Source organism: Bacillus sp. B1(2022), from assembly GCF_040259625.1.
In the GTDB taxonomy this organism is placed as follows: Bacteria; Bacillota; Bacilli; order Bacillales; family Bacillaceae; genus Bacillus; species Bacillus velezensis.
In genome coordinates this window covers 472,986-493,489 of the sequence record NZ_JANIFO010000003.1, presented here as the reverse complement: position 1 = coordinate 493,489, position 20,504 = coordinate 472,986, and the positions used below count along the sequence as shown (strand labels likewise).

Here is a 20,504-nt window from a genome sequence, read left to right as displayed (position 1 = left end):
AATCAAACGACACAAGAAAGACAGCTGTCCTGCCCGGTATCTTTCGTTCTTGCATAGTAAATGGTTTTGATGCCTCTATGGTGGGCATACAGATCAATACGGTTCAGATCACGAGTTGTCATCGTATCTTTCAAAAACAGGGTAAAGCTGATTCCCTGATCGATATGCTGCTGGATTGTCGCGATCATATCCACCACTTTGAACATGTCCATATCATAAGCTTCTTTGTAGAAGAACCAGTTATTAGACGCTAACCCCGGCATCGGGTAATACGTTTTTGAATTTCCGTATGTTCTTTCTTCGATCCGTTCCATGATCGGCATAACCGACGCCGTGCTGGATTGGACGTAGGAAATGGAACCTGTCGGTGCGATGCACAGTCTGTAGCTGTGGTACATGCCGTTTTCAGCGACAAACGCCTTCAGCTCTTTCCAGTCTTCGATTGTCGGAATGTGCATGCCTTCAAAGAGCGCAGCGATTTTTTCATATGCCGGTGAGAACTCTTTTTCGATATATTTATTGAAATATTCTCCCGTTGCATAAGTGGAGCCTTCATAATGCTCAAACGTTTCGCCTTTTTCTTTCGCAAGCTCAGCTGAACGCTGGATGGAATAAAAGTTCACCATCATAAAGAACGTATTCGCGAAATCTCGTGCTTCCGGGCTTTCATACGCGATGCCGTTTTGGGCCAGGTAGCCGTGAAGGTTCATGGCGCCTAAACCGATCGACTTCATCGCTTTGTTCGCGCGTCTGACTGCCGGCGCGTTGCGGATATCCGTCGTCTCAGATACATGAGTCAGGGAATCCGTCGCGAGTTTTACCGTGCGCTCAATCGATTTATGTTTCATGACATTCAAAATATTTAATGAACCAAGGTTGCAGGAAATGTCCAAGCCGATTTCGTCTTCTTCATCATAATCTGTGTAAGCCGAAACCTGTGACGCCTGAAGCACTTCAGAGCAAAGGTTCGAGAATTTCACTTTTGATACGTGGTTATTCGCGTGCTCTTTGTTTACGTTGTCCTGGAACATAATGTACGGATAACCTGACTCAGAACGGAGAACGGCAAGCTTTTCAAGCAATTTGCGCGCATTCACTTTTTCTTTTTTGACACGCGGGTTGTCAACAAGCTCCTCATACATCGCCGTCATGTCCATTTCGTCCATATGCTGGCCGTATTCTTTATAAATCGTATGCGGATAGAATACATAAGCCGCTTTATCCTCACGTGCAAGCTCAACGAACTTATCCGGAATGACGACACCGATAGAAAGCGTTTTGACGCGCACATCTTCATCCGCAGAAATCTTTTTCGTATCAAGAAAATCATTAATATCGCGGTGGAAAATATTTAAATACGCCGCGCCTGAGCCTTGTCTTTGGCCCATTTGGTCAGCGTAACGGAACGCATTATCAAGAAGCTTCATGACGCCTACAACGCCTTTTGTGGCGTTTTCAACATCTTTAATCGCTTCGCCTTTCGCGCGAAGCTTGGACAGATTAAGAGAAACCCCGCCGCCTAATTTAGACAGCTGCATGGAAATATCGATCGCCCGTGAAATATCGTTTAAGGAATCATTGACTTCGAGCAAGAAGCAGCTCACCAGTTCTCCGCGGCGTTTTCTGCCGGCATTCAAAAATGTCGGTGTACTCGGCTGATATTCCTGGTTGATCATCAGGTTTACATATTCTTTTGCTTTCTCAGTGTCGCCGTTTGCGAAGAACAGCGCGACGATTGAGATTCGGTCCTCATAACGCTCGAGGATTCTTTTCTTGTCATTCGTTTTCAAAGCATAGTCATTATAAAATTTAAACGCACTCATGAAGGAAGGAAAACGAAACTTCTTTGCGTAAGCTGTCTTAAACACTTCTTTAATGTCTTCAAAAGAGTAAAGGCTTAAGAATTCCTCTTCGTAGTATTGGTTTTCAATCAAATAATCCAGCTTCTCTTTTAAATCGTGAAAGTAAACTGTGTTTTGATTGATATAGTCAACAAAATAGCTATGTACAGCCTCTTTATCTTTATCAAACTGGAATTTTCCATCCTGTTGGATCATGATTTCGTTATTTAACTGGATCCATTTTGGCACTTGATTTTGTGACAACTCTTTCTACCTCCTGAGTAAACAATTCAACGTCTTTAGATGTGCCGCTGAGTTCAAATTTGTGCAAGATCGGCACCTGATATTGTCTTGAAATGGTATCGGCGCTTTTTGCAAAGTTATCGCCCCATACTTTGTTGCCGCTCGCAGCGACTCCTAATAAGAGATGGGCGTATTTTTCGAGAAATGATTGTGTTGATGCCGGTACCTGACCGAAGTTTGTCGTGTAGGTGACCAAAACAAACGGAGTGTCCACGTGGTCCGTTTCGTCCACCTTGCGGATCAGCTGAAAGTCTGTTTTATTCACAAAACGCTGAACATTCCCTGTCTTTGAATCAAATATGATTTGAACCATCCTTATCACGACCTATCAAAAATAATGAATCTCTTAACACTATATATAGTATACTAACCTCTCAGAAAAACACAACATATTGAGATCGATTTATAAAAAATTCATATTTTTGAAAGAGCGGACTTTGGCTCTGGCCCGTTTAACGCCCAAAAAAGAGAGCAGAACGAGAATCATCTCTCATCCTACTCAAGGTGTCATGTGTAAGCCGATGTCTATCATAACATGAAAAAAAACTGCTTAGTAGTCTAGACTTTTATTCTTATTTTTTGTAAGAATCACATTTTTTTTCGCTTTCAACGGTTTCTTCAATCTCCACATCAGCACCGATTTCTTTCAGTACGGCTTTCAGAGCGCTTGTGATGGAAGCCTCTCTGATCAGTTCTTTGCCGTCAACGATGATGCTGGTTCCATATTCATAGCAGGAATCATCTTCACAAGTTTCTTCCCAATGGTTGATTATCACCTTGTGTTTCAATCGTCTCACCCTCTGCATGATCAATGTCAGTACTTAGTGTAGCTTGTGCGGCCCGCTTTGTAAATTCGAACGCTTGTGAAATTTATTCAAGCTCATCCAGCGCCGCTTCTTTTTTCAGTTCGATTTTATTCGTTTTTTCATCATAGCGGTATATTTTTAAGTAACCGTCCTCGACGATGCCGAAACGATTATGTTCCAGCTGCACCATGCCTTCTGTCTGCGGTTCGGCATCCGATGAGCCGCCGTCATCATCCGTCACCACCGTCTCATGATTGCTGCAAGCTCCAAACAGCAAAAAAACAGCGATCCAAACGAGCGTAATCCTGATTCTTCTCAGTTCATTTTCACTTTCGAACACGATTTTCCGAACCCCCTTTTATGTTTCCGATATACAGCCTGCAATATACAGATGCGCATAGAAAAAGACCATTGTTCATGGTCTTTTTTCAAAAAGTCTATTCAAGCTCAAGCTGGACGTTTTTTTGCGGGGCGAACGTGGAGATGGCATGTTTATAAATAAGCTGCTGCTTCCCCTCCGTTTCGAGCAAAACGGTAAAGTTGTCAAAGCCTTTTACCTGGCCGCGAAGCTGGAAGCCGTTGAGTAAAAACACCGTGACGAACGTATTGTCTTTTCGGATTTGATTCAAAAACTGATCTTGAATATTAATCGGTTTCATGTTTCGTCCTCCTTGGTTCTCAATACAATACTGTTTCGATTAAATTTCCAGTTTTCCTGCTATGCACTTGAAAATTTCCTTTTTTTTCTGCTCAATATCAACAGGCGGGGTCATATCTGTCCATGAAACGGGCATTTTATTGCGAAACCAGGTCAGCTGGCGTTTCGCATATCGCCTAGAATTTTGTTTTAATTGTTCCACAGCCTGAGGGAGCGGCACTTTTCCATCAAGATATTCATACAGCTCTTTATAGCCGATCGCCTGAATCGATTGGCTGTCCCGTATATTCATATCATACAGCCGCTTTACTTCGTCAAGAAGGCCGGTTTCCAGCATCAGGTCAACGCGCTCGTTAATCCGGCCGTACAGCACTTCTCTGTCCATTGTAAGACCGATAAGAACAGCATTGTAAAGCAGCTCCTGTTTTTGGGTTTTAAGATGCTCTGACATTGTTTTTCCCGATACATGCAAGATTTCGAGCGCGCGGATGACTCTTCGCGTATTGTTTTGATGAATGGCTGCCGCCGCTTCCGGGTCGGCTGCCGCAAGCTTGGCATGAAGCGCTTCCGCCCCTTCTTCAGCCGCCAGTTTCTCCATGCGCTCCCGGAATACAGGGTCGCCGGAGTTTTCCGTGAACGTATAGTCATACAGCACGGACTGAATGTACAGACCCGTCCCTCCGACAATCATCGGCAGCTTTCCTCTATCGGCAATCTCGGTGATTTTTCCCCTTACCATTTTCTGATAATCCGCCGTTGAAAAAGTGTCGGACGGCTCCAAAATATCAATCAGGTGATGCGGCACGCCTTCTGTCTCTTCTTCGGTGACTTTGGCCGTTCCGATGTCCATCCCTTTATATACCTGCATGGAATCTCCGCTGATGATTTCCGCATTCAGCATTTTCGCGAGTCCGATGCTTAGTTTTGTTTTTCCGACTGCCGTCGGTCCGACGAGTATGACGACAGGCTGTTTTTTATTTTTCAATATGTATCACTCTCTTTTATAAATCTCCCCCTAATTATAGCATTCATTTCTTCAGGCACCTATCCATTTTGCCCTTTTTCCTGAGCGCTAAACGTCCGCTACCACCCGATCGGCTCGTTTCCGACAACCTCTCTCGTTTTTCCTTTGAGCGTATGGCGGTGCGTTTTCCGTCCTTCCTCCCGCGGATCGTAAACGACGCCGCCGTGCTGGATCTGAATCGGCTCATTGTAGGCGGCAAAGGTGGTCTCTGAAAGCTCATGGTAATGTGTTCCGTCAACCCTCGGGATGGCAGGGCCGGAAATGCCGTAATACCTATGAAAATGGCCGTTTTCAAACGAGGTGATGCCCGTATAGAAATGTGTATGCTTATCTGTATTGCTGCCGTTCTCCGGCTGCGAAAAGCCTTCAATCAAATGGTAATGCCCCTGCACTACATCCGTAACCGCCCGGTATGCGTGTGTGTGCGGAGGTTTTTTTGACCAATCGGACTGATACAGGCCCACAAAAGCTCACTCCTTTATTTTTTTGATAAACGCCCAATCAAAAATTGGTGGGCTGAATACTCTGTTATCATCTCAAATTTATTCTTGGAGGTACCTAAATTATGAATGAAGAATACACATACGAAGCAGATAGTGATATGAGACAGTTTGGACGGCCCGGATTTGGGTTCGGACGGCCGGGATTCGGATTCGGGCGTCCCGGATTCGGATTCGGCTTCGGGCGGCCGGGTTTTGGTTTTGGCCGGCCTTGGTTTGGCCGCCCTTGGTTTGGCGGGTTCGGACGGCCGTTTGGTTTTTACGGCGGACCGTTTGTCGGAGGGCTTGTCGGGGGGCTTGTCGGAAGCGCTTTGTTCAATCCGTATTTGTACGGAGGTTACGGCTACCCTTACTATCCGTATTACTACTAAGACAATCAAAAAGGGCTCCTTTCAGGGGCCTTTTTATATAGGCCTAATGTCTTGACTTGGCGGGCAAAGTTCGGATATTATTTTATTTTACTGCCTTAAACAAAAGGCATAAGGATTATGATGAGAGGGGGATTTGATATGATTCTGGGTTATATCTTCCTCACAATTGCTATTTTATCAGAGTCAATCGGCGCGGCCATGCTGAAGGTCTCCCGCGGATTTACGCGGTTTTTGCCGAGCGCGCTTGTAGTGGCAGGCTATTCATTGGCCTTTTATATGCTTTCACTGACACTGAATCTCATTCCGCTCAGCTTATCCTATGCAACATGGAGCGGAGCCGGAACGGTGCTCGCATCCATTATCGGAGCGAAATGGTTTCATGAAAAACTGGACAAGCAGGCCGTCATCGGACTCTTTTTCTTATTGGCCGGTGTCATTTTGATGAATTGGTAGAAAGGAGAGGCATGCTGATGAAAGGATTACTTTGCTTGGCATTAGCCATTGTATCAGAAGTGTTCGGGAGCACGATGCTGAAGCTGTCGGACGGTTTTACGCACCTGTGGCCCGCTCTCGGCGTAATTGCCGGAATCGGAGCCTCTTTTATGTTTTTGAGCTTCTCATTGAAAAGCCTTGATTTATCCGCCGCATACGCGACATGGTCAGGTGTCGGCACCGCTTTAACGGCAATTGTCGGCTTTTTTGTTTTTAAGGAGGCCATGACAGTCAAAATGATGATCGGGCTTGTTTTGGTCATCACGGGCGTCATCCTGCTGAACCGTTCCAAGTCTCAAAAAGCTAAAAAAAATCAAACGGCCCGGAGCTGACCGTTTGAACTCGTCAAGCGCGGGCAGCTTTTACTTCAACCTCAAGCTCCATCTCCACGTTTCCTTGGACCGCTCGTGAAATCATACATGAGGACTCTGCTTTATGCGCTAACTTCCTGGCGAGCGTAAAGTCCGTTTCGGCTGCATCCGGCTTTAATAATATAAACGGACGGTGAATGATTTTCTGGTACGTGAACACACCGTTCGTGACGTCTACAATTCCTTCAGATTCCATATGTAGATCTTCTTTATCCAGGCCGCTTCTTTCCATCATCGCCGCAAGCGTTATAATATAACAGGTAGCGGCCGCTCCAAGCAGCATTTCATCAGGATTTGTGCCTTCTCCGGGTCCGTCCATTTCCTTAGGAATGGACACAGCCGTTTCCAGCCGGCCGCTTTTAATATCGCCGACGTCATTGCGATTTCCGGGCCAATTTGCTTTTAAATAAAAGTGATGTTTTGCCAAGGGACAAACCTCCTTTTTTTCAGTTTACTCATCTTTCACTCGTTTGTCTTTTTTTAAGCTTACGAATACTCTTGATTGATCACTCTTTTTATCGTACGGACAAACCGGTAAAATTCCTCCGTTTTTGTGAATTCCCTTTCGCGGTAATCAAAATTATCAAAAAACGCTTCCCGCTGTTCTCTGCTGATCTCAAGCTGTATGCTCAGCCCGGTTTGCGCCTGGTTATTGATATTTTCGGTGTCAACCCCGGCCAGACCGGTTTTTGAGGTTGCCAATTCTGCAGAAAATCCGTTTCGTTCGAGAGCTCTCACCAATTTTTTCGCCCGCTTCCGGTCGCTTCCTCCGACAAGAGTATTTTTCTCGTCGCCTTTATAACCGTGAACTGCGATAACATAATGGTGCTGCTTAATGCTTTCGACTGCTGAAGGCTCATCGAACCTGGTGCTCGTAATATGAAGAGTCTGGTTATCATGCGTCTTTAATCCCTCAAACAGATAGGTTGAATAATCATCTCTGAAAGAGCGGACGATCTCGCTCACCCCGCCCTCAATTCTCCCTCCGTGCGGCGACATGATCAATACGGGGCTCCCCTTTCGCTTATTGTACGATATATGATAATCATCGGGGTCTTCATGTTCAGCCAAATCTTTAAAATCTGTGTATGTATCAGAAGAATTCGAGGGATCAGGGTCTGACGCATAATGAGCACATCTTATTAGTAAGACCATTGCTACGATAATGATGACATTAAGTAAAATTCTTTTCATCAGCTCTCCTTCTTTGCTCCTTTCTGAAAAATGACATGTTCATTATATGGATTTTTGTCAATAGGTCTTATCTTAACATTCTATTAACATTATCATCAGTGAAAAACTTCCCGGTTTCGAAAAATCAATGGATTGTCACGGTTCAAGCGCTCAAATGCCGGGCATCAGTGAAAAAAGGTTGAGAGAGGGCAAAAAAAAAGGGAGGAACGCCCGAATTTTCAGGGGCGGGAGATTCACGGCCGGAAACGGACGGCATCAAGAATACGCTTTTAAAAATGAATATCCGCCTCCCGAAGCAAATGCGCAGGACAGAATGGAGCCCGTCAAAAAAGTTCTCATCTGCCTTTTTGTACAGCAAAATGCCGTTACAGCCCGCTCATCCCCTTTTTTTATCATAATGGTCCGTTTTGAAATGGAACCGTCTTTTTTCATATATATAATATCAATCGGAAGCTGTTTTTCCAAGGAATGTCTCAATATTATGTTCATGTATATACCTCCTTCCGCCGGCTTCATTATAAACGAACAAACGTTCTGTTTCAACTCGATTTCTTCTCCTGAAAAAGCCGCAAGTAACCAGCGCTCCTGAAGGACAAACGAACTGACCGAACATACGGCCTGTTCATATGGTATAGAGAGAATCGCCAGAATGGGAGGAAAAGTATATATGTTTGGTTACTCAATGGTACAAATGGTGCGGTCAAATGCTCATAAGCTGGACTGGCCGCTCAGAGAAAACGTATTACAGTTATATAAACCTTTCAAATGGACACCTTGCTTTTTGCACAAGTTTTTCGAAAAAAAGGTGAAAAACAGAAAGAAAATGTCAGTCATCATTGAATTTGAAGAGGGCTGCCATGAATCCGGTTTTCACAGCACAGGACAGGTCTTATCAAAAGAAAAACGCTGCACCATAAAAAAGCAGTTTCAAACAATCAATTGCTGCAGCGCCGAAGTCACTCCGTCCGCCCTTCACATGCTTCTTTCGCAATGCCGGGATATCCGTAAAATCTATTTAAACCGTGAAGTAAAAGCGCTCCTTGATACGGCAGCTGAATCGTCTCATGCAAAAGAAGTGACACGTAACGGCACCGTATTAACAGGAAAAGGCGTAACCGTCGCCGTTATTGATACCGGAATCTATCAGCATCCCGATTTAGAAGGCAGAGTTATCGGATTTGCGGACTTTGTCAACCAAAAGACAGAACCGTATGATGACAACGGACACGGCACCCATTGCGCCGGTGATATCGCAAGCAGCGGCGCTTCATCTTCCGGTAAATATCAGGGGCCGGCGCCGGAAGCCGATCTGATCGGAGTCAAGGTATTAAACAAATCAGGATCAGGAACCTTGGCTGATATCATTGAAGGTGTGGAATGGTGCATACAATATAATAAAGAACACACAAAGAATCCGATCAGAATCATCAGCATGTCACTGGGCGGAGATGCGCTCAGATATGATAAAGAAACGGACGACCCGCTCGTCAAGGCCGTTGAAAAGGCATGGAATGAAGGAATCGTCGTCTGCGTCGCCGCGGGCAACTCCGGTCCGGAAGCTCAAACGATTTCAAGCCCCGGTGTCAGCGAGAAGGTCATCACGGTAGGCGCCTATGATGACAATGATACGGCCGGCAATGAGGACGATACGGTCGCTTCTTTCTCAAGCCGCGGCCCGACGGTGTACGGAAAAGAGAAGCCTGACATTCTTGCGCCCGGGGTCGATATCGTATCTCTCCGTTCTCCGCGTTCATACCTTGACAAATTACAAAAATCAAATCGTGTAGGGTCGTTGTATTTCAGTCTGTCGGGCACGTCCATGGCCACTCCGATCTGTGCGGGCATTGCTGCTTTAATCCTCCAGCAGAACCCGCAGCTTACGCCTGACGAAGTGAAAACACTGATCAAACAAAGTCCGGATCAATGGACAAATGAAGATCCGAACATTTACGGAGCGGGCGCAGTTAACGCTGAAAAAGCCGTGCCGAAAGAGTAACCTTTTTATCATGAAAAACGGGGTCGTCTAAACCTGCAGATGACCCCGTTTTTCAGGTGAACAGATGAAACATTTATAATGAAGGAACTCGGAATGCTTCCGAACCGGCTGTCAGAAAAAAAGATCAATGCAAGGCAGTGTATTTCTAAAAAAATAGGGAATAAGTATGGTGTAGATAAAAGGAGGAATCACAATGGCACTTACAAACACCGAATTGTCTGAATGGCTGCAAAAACAGATCGGACAAACGCTTGATATCAGAAAAGGAGAGCTGACAGACAGCCGAAACGAGATTTCTGATATGGACCAGATCATGCTTCACCTTGATGATGTTCTCGTCCGCCGGACAAACCATCCCGATGACTATGTAGCGGACGAAGAACTCGTCTTAAAAGGGCACGGCACAACCTATACGGAGGAAGGAAATGTCCCGCTTCCCCAAGATGCGTATGAAATCCCTCTGCTCGGCGACATCACCATCCAAAAGGAGCAAGACGGATTAAAGGTACATACAGATCGGGCCGTTTATACAATCGGGACCCGGAAAGAGCAATAAAAAGAAAAAACGCCCTGAATCAGCGGCGTTTTTTTATTGGTTTTTTTCTTCTGAATATCCGTGGAACATCGTGAATGCGCAAAGCATAATGCCTAAAATAATGATAATCGGGAGCCAGATCACGGCAAACTTATAATCCGGTTCAGCGAATGCACCGATGACCGCCCCAAAGCAATACAGCACCAAAGCAAGCGCGCGCAATACAGCATCTCTTGTAAACTGCTTCCGCTTGTCCGCTTTGTAAAACCTTGCGGTGAGATCTTCAAAAAAATTAGCGAGCGTTCCCGTTAATACGGTCGTGGAAATCCCCGCTACACCAAGTTTTCTCGCGGCTGTCGTCTGCATTCCCATTGCGAAGCTGAGCAGCATAATCAGCACATAAACAGAAATGGCATCTGCAAAAAAGCAGGAGAACAAAGCAAACAGCAGCAAAACAGCTCCTTCAATAGCTAAAGCGGCAGTTACCGCAGGAGGCCAGAAAGATTTCTTTTTATTGCCCACAAGCAGGGCCGCGGCAATAACGCCGGCAATAAATCCGATTAACGAGGTTAACGATTTGAGTACGGCAAGGTGCCACGAGTTGCCGATCGCCAGGCCGAACAGAACGATGTTCCCCGTCATATTGGCGGTAAAGATATGTCCCAGGCTTAAATAACCGATCACATCCACAATTCCCGCTGTTAAACAAAGAAGTAAAAGTGCAATATTTCGGTATGTAGTCACTGTCAATGTGATCCAATCCTTTCTCATGCTGATTCCAACATATAAGTTTACTCTTTGCCATTTCATATGTCCAGCCGGCGTGCCGCTTTTTCAGAGCATAAAAAAACTCCGGCGAACCGGAGAAGCTACTGAACGATAAATAATACTCTCGTGCCGTCGGAATATCCGCTCATTTGATTTCCAACCCATGAACCGGCCCCGCGGTTATCCGACGGGGTTACATATCTGACATCAGCCCCCGCCCCGCCTTCTGTGCAGACTGCCATGGGCCATTCATCACGGTCAAACCCGGGCTTTGTCGGAATTCCTTTCAATGATTCTTTCCTTCTATTCTCCGCTCCGCCCCGATCAATTGTACAAATCTCAGAATGACCTGCCGAAATGGCGTCTTTTATATGATTTCCCGTCTCCGGATATTTTGACAGCGGGAAATACAGCACCTGATCGTATCGGGATGCGGCACGAGCAGCACTGTCCGAATGGATACCGGCGCCCGTAAGGCCGAACTGAAGAGAGATCACCAAAAGCAGACTTGCCGCCCATTTCATAAACGCATTCATTCACATCCTCCTTAAGAAGTTGATATGAAGCGTAAATATGTATATTAGCCGGATTTAACACACATGATGAAATGGCAAAAAAAGTTTGCTGTTTTGTTGATAATCAACGAAAATGGCGGCTTTACGATTTGTCTATTGAACCGGCTTCTGTTTCCTTATATATTTTAGACATACTTATGAGCCGTTGTGATCAGTGTCTTCGGCAGATAAAAGGAGGAATGCCGTCCGGTCGGCAGGCACCGGCTGTTTGTTATGTCTTTTCAAAAACATGAAGGCGGGGAAATCCAGATGGAAAAAACAATGTTTCACCCACACTCACCCGAGTTTCACGAAAACCCTTTTGCGGTTTTAAGCAGATTCAGAGAGCAGGACCCCATACATAAATTCGAACTGCAGCGTTTCGGAGGCACCTTTCCGGCTTGGCTCATCACGCGTTATGATGATTGTATGGCGTTTTTAAAAGACGGCAGAATTACGAGAGATGTAAAACGGGTCATGCCGAAGGAACTGATCGCGAAGCTGAATGTCAGTGAAGATATCGATTTTGTCTCAGAGCATATGCTGGCAAAAGACCCTCCGGATCATTCACGTCTTCGCTCTTTGGTGCATCAGGGATTCACTCCCCGGATGATTGAGCAGCTTCGCACCGGGATAGAGCAGATCACAGAAGAGCTGCTCGATGAAATGGAAACAAAAGCAGACCCTGATATCATGAGAGATTTCGCCGCACCGCTTCCGTTTATCGTCATTTCCGAACTGCTCGGGATTCCGAAAGAGGACCGCGCCAAATTTCAAGTGTGGACAAACGCAATGGTCGACACGTCAGAAAGCGGACAAGATGCGACCAACCAGGCTCTCAAAGAATTTAAACAATATATGAAAACACTGATCGAAGAAAAAAGAAAACATCCGGGTGAAGACTTGACGAGCAAGCTTATTTACGCTGATGAGGACGGCCAAAAGCTGAGTGAATCAGAGCTGTATTCCATGCTGTTTTTGTTAGTCGTTGCCGGGCTTGAAACAACGGTTAACCTTCTCGGCTCCGGCACCCTGGCGCTTCTTCTGCACAAAGACCAGATGGAGAAGATAAAGCGGCAGCCCGAAAATATCCAGACGGCGGTCGAAGAGCTTTTGCGTTATACCTCTCCCGTCATCATGATGGCAAATCGATGGGCGATTGAAGATTTCACCTATAAAGATGTTTCCATTAAAAAAGGCGATATGATATTTATCGGCATCGGTTCAGCCAATCGGGACCCGGAATATTTCGATGATCCTGATACATTAAATATAGCGAGAACACCGAACCGTCATATCTCTTTTGGATTCGGCATTCATTTTTGTCTCGGGGCTCCGCTCGCCCGGATGGAAGCATCCATTGCCTTTACTGCGCTTTTAAAACGGTTTCCGAATATAGAGCTGAAAGGCGCGGCCGAGGATGTAACATGGAGAAAAAATGTGTTTTTGAGAGGGCTTGAAACATTGCCTGTCAGATTTTAATATCGCCCCCTGTTTATCGGGGGTTTTTTTAATGTCTTATAAACAGAAATCAATACAACAATGAAAATTTAGTACATAGTAAATTTAGTTCTATATAGATAAAAAAAGCGGCCGGATTGCTCCGGCCGTTCTCTATTACCGTTTTACCAACTCATTTGTTTCGTCCAGCTTTTTTCTGAAAGATTTAAGGAAATTTGCGCTTATCGTTCCTTTGTTTGCGTACAGTTTTTCGCAGAATGCCTTAATGGCGTTTTGCGGCTTCGGTTCCGACAGCATTGTGACATGATTGGAAGAGTGAACGTCCAGCAGGTGAAACTGTTTCATCTGGCGTTCCCATTCTTTCCAATACGCATCATGGTCTAACGGAATTTGTTCTTCCTCTGCCGTCAGATAACGTTCAAGATCTCCAAGGAACAAACCGCTTTTATTACGGAAGTAGTAGCATTGCAGCGCTTCCGGATGAGGCAGCGGCTTCATGTCATACTCTTCCATTCCGTAAGCGAGCTGCGTCTTCATCATTTGCTCCAGCTGCACCCGGATCGCTTCTTCGGATTTTGACAGACCGCGCTTTTTGGCAAGGTCGATCAATTCTTTCAATACTTCTTCTTCCTCAGCTTGGACGGTAATGTCTTCTCTGCTGATTAATGCCTCTTCAAGGTTTTCAGGCTTAAGATATGCTGTAAGCATCGTATTGATCGTTTGCAGCATGACTGACTTAACAGATGGTTTTCTTTCTTTCCATTTTTCACTGTACGGAGTGTCGATCATGACGGCGCTTTTTACCGTATGACCTTCCTCCTGCAAGAGGCGCGCGGTTTCATATGCAAGCATTCCGCCCAAGGAATATCCGCCGAGATCATAAGGGCCTTTCGGCTGTACCGCTTGGATGATTCTCTTATAAGAAGCGGCCGTCTCTTCGATTCCTTGCAGCGGCTCTTTCCCTGTCAAACCTCTTGCCTGGATGCCGTAAAAAGGTCGCTGACTCTTTTTGGCGAATGGCTGGTATGCTTCCACGCCTCCCGTTCCGCCGTGAAACCAAAAAACAGGACGGCCTTTTTCTCTATCATTCAGCTTGACGAGTTCGGGAAAATTCCGGCCCTTCTCCTGCGGTTGGTTCGTTTTTAACAGCATGCCGATCTCCTGAAGAGTGCTGCATTTCTGAAGAGCCTCCAGACTGATGCGGCTGTCTCCGTCCTCAAGTTTTTTCAGCAGCTGAATAGAGGAGATTGAATCGAAGCCGTATTCAGTCAGCGGCTTATTTTGATCAATTTCCGCTGCCTTCATCCCCAAAATGTCTGCCACAATGTCAGCCGCGCTCCCGCAGCGGATCTGAGGATTCTGTGAAACCGGTGCAAGGCTGATGTCTTCTGGCTTACCGCCGTTCCAATACTTATGGTTTTCAAAAGGATATGTCGGAAGCGGCACTCTTTGAACAGATTTGCCTTGGTGGAGTCTGTCCCACGGTATATCCGCACCTTTCACCCAGCAAAATGCAAGTTTTTCCAGATTGTTTTCAGCCAACAGCGTCTCCGTGACGACTGTACCGAGAGTCCCTTCCAGTAAAACGCCGATATCTCCTGATCCAGTCTGCTGACTGCCTGTAAAGAAGCTTTTCATTCCATTGCTTTCTTCGGAAAATGCTCTGTACTCTTTCAGTTTTTCCAGCAATTCATGTTGATTGCGGGCAACGAGTGCCAGGCGGCAGTTCATCGCCTCACGGCCGGTCTGAAGCGTATAAGCAATATCCCGCAATGACGGAGTATCTCCAGTTTGCACAAAATCAGCCAGCTGACTTGCGGCCGCCTTAAGACGCCCTTCGCTCTTAGCAGAAAGCACGATAAGCTGCGGTTCATGCACAGATTCTTTGTCTTTATGGCTCGGGCTGTACTGTTCCAAAACGACATGCGCATTCATGCCGCCGAAGCCATAGCTGTTAATTGCGGCCCGGCGCGGGATCGGTCTGCCCGTATGGTCGGTGAGCTGTGTCCATTCCTGATTGTCTTCGGTGAAACGGAAGCGGCTTTTCTGAATGGCCATTTGCTCATTTGCAGCTGTAAATCCGGGAATGCCCGGGATGGTATGATGCTTCATGGCCATCGCCACTTTTATAAGGGCGGCCAGTCCGGAAGCGAGTTCGCCGTGCCCGATGCAAGGTTTCACGGTGCTGATATAACAAGGCGCGATTTCCTCTTGATTTGCAGACTCGCCGTAACCCGCTTTGATTGCATTAAACTCCAGCGCATCTGCCATTTCGGAGGCAATGCCGTGCGCTTCAATATAAGTGACGGTTTGCGGATCAACATCGGTGTCTTCGTACGCTTTTTTCATCGCGGCCTTCATTCCCGCCGGATTCGGCGCGTGAAGCGACATGCCTTTACCGCCGTGAGACACTCCTGTTCCTTTAATGACCATGTGAATATGATCGCCGTCTTCAATTGCCGCCTCAAGCGGTTTGATGATGATAACGCCCGCCCCTTCGCTTCTGACAAAGCCATCGGCATCTTTTTGGAACGATTTCGCCCGGCCGTTTTTGCTTAAATACCCCATTGAATCAAAACCGATAAAGCCCTTCGGCGACTGCAGAATATTGGCTGCACCCACGACAGCCTGCTCACATTCTTTATGACGGATTGATTGAACCGCCCTGTGCAATGCCACCAGGGTTGACGTGCAGGCAGCCTCGTAATATTCACTCGGTCCTTGTAAATTCAAGGCATATGATATTCTGTTCGGAATGATGGACGGGATGGCTGTTCCATTGTTCGGATCGCTGTTGCCCGCGGCAACGAAAACGCCTGTCGGTCTGCTTGATAATGCCTTATTTGTCAGGCCCGCATCCTCCATTGCCTTCCATGTATGCATCAAAAGCAGAAATTGCTCCGGCCCCATTTGTGATGCCTCTTTAGGGGAAATTCCGAAAAAGAGCGGGTCAAATTCGCCGACACCGTCAATAAAACCGCCCCATCTGAGACTCGTGTCATTCTCATCACCGGCGTAACGGCGCCAGTCCCAGCGGTCCGCCGGAATTTCGGTAATACAGTGATCCCCGTTTACGATGTGCTCCCAAAAAGACTGGATATCCGGGGATTGCGGAAACTGAGCTGACATACCGATAATCGCGATTCCTTGCTTGATATCGGCGTTATCACAAGGCGTATGCTGTTTCTTCGGTAAAGTGCGCTCTTCTGTTTCCGTGACCCTGGCCTCTTCTGAATGCTTATGATCGGCAAGAAATTGAGAAAACTTGCTCTCATATGCTGACGCGAAGTGGCGGGTCAGCTCCTCCGCGGTCGGATACTCGAAAAACAATGTTGGATTCACATCGATGTCCGCCTCTTGGCCGATCTCTTTTGTCAGCCCGATCAGGCTCGCTGAATCAAGTCCCAATTCCATGATATTCGCGTCAGAACGAAGAGATGGCCCGGGTTCACCCATCATCTTGGCGAGCTTGCCAAGGACGTAGCTGCGGATATCATCTGTCAGACTGCCGGCAGAAATCGGTGCCCCCGCATTCTTAACAGCCGTTCGGGCCGGCTGATTCATCTGTTCGGTTTTCGGGCGGAACCGTTTCAGGGCATAGCCTTCAAAACGCATCACCACTTCCGATCGGCTGCTGATGACATCTGCGTTAATCAGAATCATTTCCCTCGTTTGTTTGGTCAGCTTGATGTGCAGCCAGCAATCGGTAAGATCTTCAGGGCTGCTGAAGGTGACGGAATTAATGCCGAACGGCAGATAGCTTTCCGCCTCCGTTTGGTCCAATAAAGAAAGTGAGGCCAAGTAAGCACTGTTGGCGATTAACGGATTTACGGCATAATGATGCGCTTGTTGTGAGTCGCTATTGTTCAGGTTCACTCTCGCTAAAACGGCATCAGAGCCTTGGTACAGGCGGGTGATCGTTTTAAATTCTTCTCCCCACACGACGGGTCCCGTTCCGTCTCCGTATAACTCATCTATCCGGCCCACTTCCCGGTAAGAGCGCTGAATGGCCGCCAGATTCGCGTGCTGCTTTTGAAACGGATAGGGGCTGCACTCGGCATACGCCGCTATGCTCCAATCAGGAGACGTGCGGCTGCGGTGCATTATGCTCAGTTCAAATCCATCCCCGTTTTGTTTCGATTCTGTTTTCATCTCGATACGATCGCCTTTTTTTACGGTAATGGGGCTGACGTAATTCAGTTTTTTAATTTGTCCTCCTTCCGCTTCAGGAAAAAGATCACAAAAATGATCGACTGCCAGACTGTTATATGTAGCGCCGACGAGTACCGGTTCTCCGCTGAATTGATGCCCTTTCACGTATGGGTCGTCATCACTGTATACCGCCTGAACGCCGGCAGCGTTTTCTGATTCACCGAATTGAAAAGAAGTCCCGTGGTCAAAAGCGTAGGCCGGCAGATGAACGGCGTGCTCTTGCTGCAACTGATCAAACGCGATATTCTCTCCTTTTTCCCATTGCCGCGCACGCCGGCCAATATCAGATTCAGAGAAATTGAGATTCCGCTGATCCATGCGGTAAGCGGCCAGCTTTTCCAGCAGTTCCTGAACGGAAGCAGCCGTAAATGCCGCCCGATACTCCGAATGATGCGTTCTTTTTTGCAACGCGGATGCGATGGCGGCCGGATGAAGAGGTGGCGTCTTTTCTAAAAAGGCCGCCAGTCTGTCAAGATAGGCTTCAAAACTCCATTTTGTTTTCGCTGACACAGGGAAAATATATTCCTCATCACCGTGACGGGCCTGATCGGAATTCGGGCTGATATATTCTTCTACGATGAGATTTGCATATGCCCCGCCTGCCCCGAAGGAATTAATCATGCTTCTCCGCGGTATGATGTCCCCCGTTTCGGCATCCCTCATACGCTCCCAATACTCGGTTTTTTCCTGCAGGTAAAAAGCCGTTTGTTCAAGGTTGATATTCGGATTTTGCGGTTTTGCGTTAATCGACGGGACTAATGTTTCCCGCTCCATTTGCAGCAGCACTTTCGCGAGCTGGGACATGCCGGAAGCCGCCTCTAAATGGCCGAGATTTGACTTGACGGATCCAAGCGCGCAAAAACGTTTTTTATCAGTATATTGCGCGAACGCATTTGTCAGGGCAATGACCTCAATCGGATCTCCCAATACAGAGCCGTTTGCCGCTGATTCAACATAACTGATTGTTTCCGGATTGATTCCGGCCTTGTCGATGGAAGCCGCCATGAGCTTCGCCTGCTGTTTCGGATCCGGAGCCGTGTACATCTGCCTTCCGCCGCTATGGCACAACGCGCTGCTTTTAATGACCCCGTAAATATGGTCTTTGTCGGCAAGCGCTTTGGAGAGCGGCTTCAAGAGCACCGCCCCGACTCCTTCTCCCGGCATCAGGCCCGTGCCGGTTCCGAAGCTTTTGCTTTCACTTCCCTGTTCAAGCAAATTCGCCCGTTCGAGCGCATCATATTTAGACGGTTCAAGCGTGAGATTGACCCCTCCGGCAATCGCCATGGAACAGCTGTTAAGCTTCAGGCTTTCACAGGCGAGATGAATGGCGCTCAGTGAGCTGGAGCATGCGGTCGTAACGCCCATGCTCGGGCCCGTTAGATTGAAAAAGTGGGAAATGCGGTTGGCGATATGCCAATCCCCTCCGTTAGAGCTGAGCGCAGCTTTTTCCAATGACGGGATATTCCAGAAATATTGATTGTACATACTGCCCATAAATACACCGATGCCGCTGTCTGATTCCTGCCATTCGTTTACTCTTTCTAACGAGTAACCGCCATTTTCAAATGTTTCCCATACGGTTTCTAAGCTTAGACGGAGCTCAGGCGTCATCTCCATCACATGGTCTTCCCGGATGTCAAACAAGTGATGGTCAAAAGCTTCAATATGCTGCAGAAATCCGCCGTACCGTGTTTTGCGTTCTTCTTTTCGTGTTTCTTTTGCCATTGTTTTCAGAAGACCGGATTTCCATCTGTTTTCCGGAGCTTCCGTGATACAGCTGTCTCCGGCTTTTAAATGCTCCCACAGCTCATCGAGGGTTTCAGACTCGGGATAGCGGCCGCTGATGCCGATAATGGCAATGTCGTCACGATCAGAACGATTAACGGCGACGGTTTCTGTTTCTGTTTCCGGCTTTGGCGCTTTTGGCTCTTTTTGTTCAGTGATAAACCGCCGCGTTTCCGTGACAAGCGGCACCGGTTCATTCATTGCAGGTTCCGGATGCTTTGTTTCAGGAGGCGCTTGTTCGGCTCCGAATGCCTGTTGCAGCTTATCCGGGTAAGTTTCCAGCAAATACTCGGCAAGTTCTTTCGTATTCGTGTGTTCAAATAAGACCGTTTTCGGCAGCTCGCCCGTCAATGTTTCCAGTTCGCGGATAAAATTCACCTGCAAAATGGAGTCGATGCCGTATTTTTCAAAGCTCGTCTCAGGCTGAATGCGCTCGGGAGCAAGCTTTATGGACTTGGCTAACGTTTCTTTTATGAATTGCACAGTCTGGTCTGTGACTGAGAAAGACGGTTCTGTGAAATCAGCCGGCTCTTTGGAAGCCGCAGTTTCTTCAACCGCCTGCGCGTCCGGCTGCTTTTGCCTGATGACGCCGTCGCTTTCTGCCGCCACGATCTGCTGGCCGAGGTGATGTGACGATTCCGCCATAAATGTAACGTACCGATATCCCTCGCTTTCCAGCGCAGACTGCCACGCTTCAGGATACAGCCCCGGGCATCCGGGAATGCGCAGTTTGGCGTCTTCATACAGCCACCAGCCTTCCAAAAGACCGAATGTCAGATGAGAATAAACCGAATGGCTGCTAATCTCATTTAATAGCAAAATCCCATTCTTTTTAAGCACCGCTTTGGCATTGCGAAGTGTCCGCCGAATATTTTTTGTCGCGTGAAGCACATTTGCCGCAATTACCGCGTCATATGCGCCCGCCTCTATACCCTGCAAAGCCGGGGGCTCTTCCACATTAAACCGCTTATAAGTCAAATACGGATTGTCGGGACCGTATTTTTTTTCAGCATGCATGAAAAAGGCCTTTGACAGATCGGTGTAGCAATATTCTTTCATATGATGTTTGTACTCTTTTAATCTTTTGAACACGGCCGCGCTCGTCCCGCCCGTCCCCGCTCCGATCTCTAATATCCGGATTTCCGCGTTCGGGTCTTCTTTCAGGCGTTCTTCAATGAAAGCCGTCAATGTGTCAGCGAGCACCTCATTAAAGTAGTCTGCCGTTTCATTGTTTTTATAGATTCCTTCCACCAATTCCATTGAGGAATCAGGAAACAGAATATCAGTGGCAGAAACTCTGCCGGATAAAATATCCGGCAAAGCTCTGAGAGCGGTCTCCACTAAGGTGATCATCGCCTGTTTGCTGCTGTCCTTGAGTAAAGGAGCTTTCTTTTCATCCCATTCTTGCCACAGAACGTCCGCACGCTCTATCGGACCCGTTAACACATACGTACTGCCTGACTGTTTCAAAAAGCCTTTTTGCACCAAGATGGAGATGCTTTCTTCCAGCCACCTGCCGTAAAACCCCTGCATGACAGGCTGCGTTTCGTTTTCCGTAAAAAATCCGACAGATTTCAGCTGGCCTGCCAATAGTTTGTAAAGAAGATCTTCAGTGTTTTGCAAAGCCGTCCCC

At 47.1% G+C, this 20,504-nt stretch carries 19 protein-coding genes; 6 read left to right on the top strand and 13 right to left on the bottom strand.

Going from position 1 to position 20,504, the window contains the following annotated elements:
- Positions 1 to 2: 2 nt before the first annotated feature.
- The 7 genes from nrdE to NQS30_RS08255 form a co-directional block, all read right to left on the bottom strand.
- Positions 3 to 2,105: a class 1b ribonucleoside-diphosphate reductase subunit alpha gene (nrdE, locus tag NQS30_RS08285; RefSeq protein WP_007611605.1), complete on the bottom strand. Its 2,103-nt coding sequence runs from the start codon at positions 2,103 to 2,105 to the stop codon at positions 3 to 5.
- Entirely contained in the window at positions 2,065 to 2,457 is a 393-nt protein-coding gene (gene nrdI / locus NQS30_RS08280) for a class Ib ribonucleoside-diphosphate reductase assembly flavoprotein NrdI (RefSeq protein WP_003154061.1), read from the bottom strand. Before nrdI ends, nrdE begins: the two co-directional genes overlap by 41 nt.
- Positions 2,458 to 2,716: 259 nt before the next feature.
- On the bottom strand, positions 2,717 to 2,932 hold the full coding sequence (locus NQS30_RS08275) for a hypothetical protein (RefSeq protein ID WP_003154062.1): 216 nt from the start codon (positions 2,930 to 2,932) through the stop codon (positions 2,717 to 2,719).
- A gap of 82 nt (positions 2,933 to 3,014) precedes the next feature.
- Positions 3,015 to 3,290: a YmzC family protein gene (locus tag NQS30_RS08270; protein ID WP_032871539.1), complete on the bottom strand. Its 276-nt coding sequence runs from the start codon at positions 3,288 to 3,290 to the stop codon at positions 3,015 to 3,017.
- A gap of 97 nt (positions 3,291 to 3,387) precedes the next feature.
- Positions 3,388 to 3,609, bottom strand: coding sequence for an RNA chaperone Hfq (hfq, locus tag NQS30_RS08265; RefSeq protein WP_003154064.1), 222 nt, complete (start codon positions 3,607 to 3,609; stop codon positions 3,388 to 3,390).
- A gap of 39 nt (positions 3,610 to 3,648) precedes the next feature.
- Positions 3,649 to 4,593: a tRNA (adenosine(37)-N6)-dimethylallyltransferase MiaA gene (gene miaA, locus NQS30_RS08260; RefSeq protein ID WP_218791643.1), complete on the bottom strand. Its 945-nt coding sequence runs from the start codon at positions 4,591 to 4,593 to the stop codon at positions 3,649 to 3,651.
- A 98-nt stretch (positions 4,594 to 4,691) separates the two neighbouring features.
- Complete coding sequence (locus tag NQS30_RS08255) at positions 4,692 to 5,096, bottom strand: YmaF family protein (RefSeq protein ID WP_015239899.1); 405 nt, start codon at positions 5,094 to 5,096, stop codon at positions 4,692 to 4,694.
- Positions 5,097 to 5,197: 101 nt separating this feature from the next.
- On the opposite strand from NQS30_RS08255, the gene NQS30_RS08250 reads away from it, so the two are divergent.
- The 3 genes from NQS30_RS08250 to erbB all read left to right on the top strand — a co-directional run bounded on the left by NQS30_RS08250 (position 5,198) and on the right by erbB (position 6,327).
- Positions 5,198 to 5,503, top strand: coding sequence for a hypothetical protein (locus tag NQS30_RS08250; RefSeq protein WP_015239898.1), 306 nt, complete (start codon positions 5,198 to 5,200; stop codon positions 5,501 to 5,503).
- A 138-nt stretch (positions 5,504 to 5,641) separates the two neighbouring features.
- Positions 5,642 to 5,956, top strand: coding sequence for an SMR family multidrug efflux transporter EbrA (gene erbA / locus NQS30_RS08245; protein WP_007410378.1), 315 nt, complete (start codon positions 5,642 to 5,644; stop codon positions 5,954 to 5,956).
- Positions 5,957 to 5,973: 17 nt separating this feature from the next.
- Positions 5,974 to 6,327, top strand: coding sequence for an SMR family multidrug efflux transporter EbrB (erbB, locus tag NQS30_RS08240; protein ID WP_007410379.1), 354 nt, complete (start codon positions 5,974 to 5,976; stop codon positions 6,325 to 6,327).
- 13 nt (positions 6,328 to 6,340) lie between these two features.
- Here erbB and NQS30_RS08235 read toward each other — a convergent pair whose 3' ends face one another.
- The 3 genes from NQS30_RS08235 to NQS30_RS08225 all read right to left on the bottom strand — a co-directional run bounded on the left by NQS30_RS08235 (position 6,341) and on the right by NQS30_RS08225 (position 8,049).
- A complete protein-coding gene (locus NQS30_RS08235; RefSeq protein ID WP_012117605.1) occupies positions 6,341 to 6,793 on the bottom strand; it encodes an OsmC family protein in 453 nt (150 codons plus the stop codon).
- Positions 6,794 to 6,852: 59 nt separating this feature from the next.
- Positions 6,853 to 7,560, bottom strand: a complete 708-nt coding sequence (locus tag NQS30_RS08230; protein WP_007410381.1) for a poly-gamma-glutamate hydrolase family protein — start codon at positions 7,558 to 7,560, stop codon at positions 6,853 to 6,855.
- A gap of 255 nt (positions 7,561 to 7,815) precedes the next feature.
- Positions 7,816 to 8,049, bottom strand: coding sequence for a hypothetical protein (locus tag NQS30_RS08225; RefSeq protein ID WP_015239897.1), 234 nt, complete (start codon positions 8,047 to 8,049; stop codon positions 7,816 to 7,818).
- A gap of 178 nt (positions 8,050 to 8,227) precedes the next feature.
- Between NQS30_RS08225 and NQS30_RS08220 the strand changes: the two genes are divergently transcribed.
- A complete protein-coding gene (locus NQS30_RS08220) occupies positions 8,228 to 9,556 on the top strand; it encodes a serine protease AprX (protein WP_124693027.1) in 1,329 nt (442 codons plus the stop codon).
- A gap of 193 nt (positions 9,557 to 9,749) precedes the next feature.
- Entirely contained in the window at positions 9,750 to 10,112 is a 363-nt protein-coding gene (ymzB, locus tag NQS30_RS08215) for a protein YmzB (RefSeq protein ID WP_007410383.1), read from the top strand.
- A gap of 33 nt (positions 10,113 to 10,145) precedes the next feature.
- Here the strand turns inward: ymzB and NQS30_RS08210 are convergent, their stop codons facing one another.
- Both NQS30_RS08210 and NQS30_RS08205 read right to left on the bottom strand, forming a co-directional pair.
- Positions 10,146 to 10,901 carry a YoaK family protein gene (locus NQS30_RS08210; RefSeq protein WP_003154084.1) on the bottom strand — a complete coding sequence of 252 codons (756 nt, stop codon included), beginning with the start codon at positions 10,899 to 10,901 and terminating at the stop codon, positions 10,146 to 10,148.
- A gap of 59 nt (positions 10,902 to 10,960) precedes the next feature.
- Entirely contained in the window at positions 10,961 to 11,395 is a 435-nt protein-coding gene (locus NQS30_RS08205) for a NucA/NucB deoxyribonuclease domain-containing protein (protein ID WP_015417516.1), read from the bottom strand.
- Between the two features lie 288 nt (positions 11,396 to 11,683).
- Between NQS30_RS08205 and NQS30_RS08200 the strand changes: the two genes are divergently transcribed.
- Positions 11,684 to 12,895, top strand: coding sequence for a cytochrome P450 family protein (locus NQS30_RS08200; protein ID WP_124693028.1), 1,212 nt, complete (start codon positions 11,684 to 11,686; stop codon positions 12,893 to 12,895).
- A 135-nt stretch (positions 12,896 to 13,030) separates the two neighbouring features.
- Here the strand turns inward: NQS30_RS08200 and NQS30_RS08195 are convergent, their stop codons facing one another.
- Positions 13,031 to 20,494 (bottom strand): beta-ketoacyl synthase N-terminal-like domain-containing protein, encoded by a 7,464-nt coding sequence (locus NQS30_RS08195; RefSeq protein ID WP_218791642.1) that lies wholly within the window; start codon positions 20,492 to 20,494, stop codon positions 13,031 to 13,033.
- Positions 20,495 to 20,504: the final 10 nt, after the last annotated feature.